3 protein-coding genes are annotated in these 3287 nt (G+C 66.2%); 1 reads left to right on the top strand and 2 read right to left on the bottom strand.

Annotated elements, in window-relative coordinates; genetic code table 11:
• Positions 1-170 precede the first annotated feature (170 nt).
• Both mscL and sucB read right to left on the bottom strand, forming a co-directional pair.
• Positions 171-644, bottom strand: a complete 474-nt coding sequence (gene mscL, locus V5A20_RS13760; RefSeq protein ID WP_332327614.1) for a large conductance mechanosensitive channel protein MscL — start codon at positions 642-644, stop codon at positions 171-173.
• A gap of 53 nt (positions 645-697) precedes the next feature.
• Positions 698-2533, bottom strand: a complete 1836-nt coding sequence (gene sucB, locus V5A20_RS13765; RefSeq protein ID WP_332316267.1) for a 2-oxoglutarate dehydrogenase, E2 component, dihydrolipoamide succinyltransferase — start codon at positions 2531-2533, stop codon at positions 698-700.
• Between the two features lie 422 nt (positions 2534-2955).
• On the opposite strand from sucB, the gene V5A20_RS13770 reads away from it, so the two are divergent.
• On the top strand, positions 2956-3287 hold a 332-nt coding region (locus tag V5A20_RS13770; protein ID WP_332327615.1), incomplete at its 3' end, for a sodium/proton-translocating pyrophosphatase.

Below are 3287 nucleotides of genomic sequence, written 5' to 3' on the forward strand. Positions count from 1 at the left end.
CGAGCGGGGCCCTGCTCACGCCCATCGGCTACCAGACGAACCTGATGGTGTACGGCCCGGGCGGCTACCGCTTTACCGACTTCCTGCGGATGGGCGCGCCGCTCCAGGTTCTGCTCGCCCTCGTGACCTGTGGCGGCATCTGGCTGCTCTGGGGCGTGTGAGTCCCGCGGCTACGCGGCCTCGGTGGGCTCCGGGGCCGGAAGGTCCGAGGTGCAGTGCGGACAGCGCGTGGCCTGGACGGGCACGTCCGAGACGCAGTGCGGGCACTTCTTGATCGACTTTGGAGGGGGTGGGCCTTCGTCGGGCTCCCGCAGCTGGTTGATGTAGCGCACCATCAGAAAGACCGCGACCGACACGATCAGGAAGCTGATCAACGCGTTCACAAATATCCCGACGTTGATCGTGACGGCCCCGGCGTTCTGGGCGGCCTGGAGGGTGGCGTAGGGGGCCTCGGGCGTCCCCTCTTGGAGAACGACGAACAGGTTCGCGAAGTCGACCCCGCCGGTCAACAGGCCGAGGGGGGGCGTGAGAATGTCTTTGACGAGCGACTGGACGACCGTCCCGAACGCCGCGCCGATGATGATGCCCACGGCCATGTCGATCACGTTGCCGCGGAGGGCGAATTTCTTGTACTCCTCAAGCATGGCAGGCGGGCCGGTGGGTCAGGGGAGAGGAGGTCCCAGACGAGAGGGGGGCTCTAGAACAGATCCTGGTCTTCGGAGAAGGACTCCAGTTCGGTCACGACGCGCTGGAGGAAGCTCGACCCCATGGCCCCGTCGATGATGCGGTGGTCGTAGCTGAGGGAGAGGTACATCATGTGGCGCACGGAGATGGCGTCGCCGAGGCCGTCGTTCTCCACGACGACGGGCCGCTTCTGGATAGCCCCGGTGGCGAGGATGCCCACCTGCGGCTGGTTGATGATGGGCGTGCCCATCAGGGAGCCGAGGGACCCGATGTTGGTGACCGTGAAGGTGCCGCCCTGCAGCTCATCGGGCTGGAGCTCCTTGTTGCGGGCGCGGTCGGCCATGCTGGCGGCCTTGCGGGCCAGGCCCGACACGTTGTAGTCCCCCGCGTTGCGGATGACCGGGGCGAGGAGGCCCTTGTTGCCGATGGCGACGGCGATGCCGACGTGGAAGTCGTGCTTGATGACAATCTTGTCGCCCTCCACGCTCGCGTTCAGCAGGGGATGCTCGCGGAGTGCCTCCACCGCGGCCTTCACGAAGAAGGGGGTGTAGGTGAGCTTTACCCCCTCCCGCTCCCGGAAGGCCTCTTTGTTGGCCTCCCGGAGCTGGACGAGGCCCGTCACGTCGGCCTCGGCGAAGGAGGTGACGTGGGCGGACGTCGCCTTTGACCGCACCATGTGCTCGGCAGTCATCTTGCGCATCCGGTCCATGGGCTGGACCTCGATGCGGTCGCCGTACTGCTGGCGCAGTTCCTCCTCATTCGGCCCTTCGTTCACCGTGTAGTCGCCACGCGCAGGGGGCGTCTCGTCCGTCCGACTGGGGCGCGGCGGGCGCTCGGGGGCGGTTGTGGGGGCCGCGGGCGCTTCGTCGCGTTCCTCGAGATACGCCAGCACGTCTTCCTTCGTGACGCGACCGTCCCGGCCGGAGCCCTCAAGCGATTCCAGCTCGCTCATGCGAAGGCCTTCCTCCTTCGCGATCGAGCGCACGAGGGGCGAGTAGAAGCGCCCGTCGTCGCCGCGGCGTTTGATCGTCTCGTCGGGGGCACGGTCTGGCTCGTCGGTGTCGCGCACGGCCCCGTCGCCGGAGGGCGGAGAGGACGGCAGGCCCGTGTCGTCGGCGTCGGGGGGGGTCTCGTCCGGCTCCTCCGTCGCGTCGGGGTCCTCGGACGCGGGGGGCTCCACGGCCCCGGCCTCCGCCTCCGAGGCGAGGAGGGCAACGACCGTGCCCACCTCGACGGTCTCGCCCTCCGCCACGAGCTTCTCGGTGAGCACGCCCGCGGCGGGGGAGGGCACCTCCGTGTCCACCTTGTCAGTGCCAATCTCGAGCAGGGTCTCGTCGATGGCCACCTCGTCGCCGATGTCCTTGTACCAGGCGACGACCGTGCCCTCGGTAATGCTCTCGCCCATCTTGGGCATCACGACCTCCACCTCGTCGCCAGATGGGGCGGGAGACGCGGCCTCCTCCGCATCGGCCTCCGCTGCCGTCGCGCCATCGTCTTCCTTGACGACTGCATCAGAGTCGTCGGCCTCCGTCTCCGCTTCGGTGGGGGCTGCGTCGGCCGGCTCCTCCGCGGGCGGGTCGCCGTCGGTGTCCACGTCGGCCGCCTCCGCCTCGGTCTCCACCCGGGCGATGATGGTGCCCACCTCCACCGTATCGCCTTCCTCGACGAGGGTCTCTGTGAGCACGCCCCCCTGCGGAGAGGGCACTTCGGTGTCGACCTTGTCGGTCCCAATTTCGAGCAGGATCTCGTCCTGGTCCACCTCGTCGCCCGGCTGCTTGTGCCAGGCAATGACGGTGCCTTCGGTGATGCTCTCGCCCATCTTGGGCATTTCAACGTCAACGTGTGCCATGGTGTCGGTCGTGTGCCGTGCAGTGAGAGTGCGGGGGGCGGTCAGGAATGGCGCCGTGGAAGGACTTCCAATGTAGGGAAGGGCGCCCACGAATAAAACGGTCGGGCCGCCGCGGCGCCTGAGGAAAATGGGAGGACGCGGAAAGAAACGATGGCAAAAAACGAAAGAATTGGCGCTGGCGGTTGCGTTCTTCGTCGCTGGCAAAGATCCTAAGGAGGCTTACTCTAAAATAACATTCCGCGGACGCCGAGGCACGAGCATTACAGAATGAATTCAAGAGCCTCGTTGCCTGCTCGTGCTCGCTGCTTTCGTTGCACTCTCAGAGGGCAGCACCTGTCCGTGCCCGTTACAGGACCCTCGGTCGGGGCTCAGGGGTCTGTCGTTCGTCTCGCTCGAAAACCGATTAACGTCTTCCCCTCGTCGTGAAGCAGCTTGTTGTTACCAACGCTCCGTTCATTGCGGGCATTGCCTCGCTTCTGTCGCTTGCCTTTGCATTCTATCTCGTCCGCTACATCCTTCGTCAGGATGCCGGCAACGAGCGTGTGCAGGAATTGTCCCGCGACATTCAAGCCGGGGCGAAAACGTTCATGACCCGTGAGTTTCGATACCTGTCCATCTTCGCCGTCGTCGTGGCGGGGGTGTTGTACGCCATGCCGGAGACGGGCCTCCCGACGACGATTGGGTTTCTCGTCGGGACGGTGGCCTCGGGGCTGGCCGGGTGGATCGGCATGTGGATCGCCACGAAGTCCAACGG

It is taken from the genome of Salinibacter sp. (assembly GCF_036626415.1).
Taxonomy (GTDB): Bacteria; Bacteroidota; Rhodothermia; order Rhodothermales; family Salinibacteraceae; genus Salinibacter.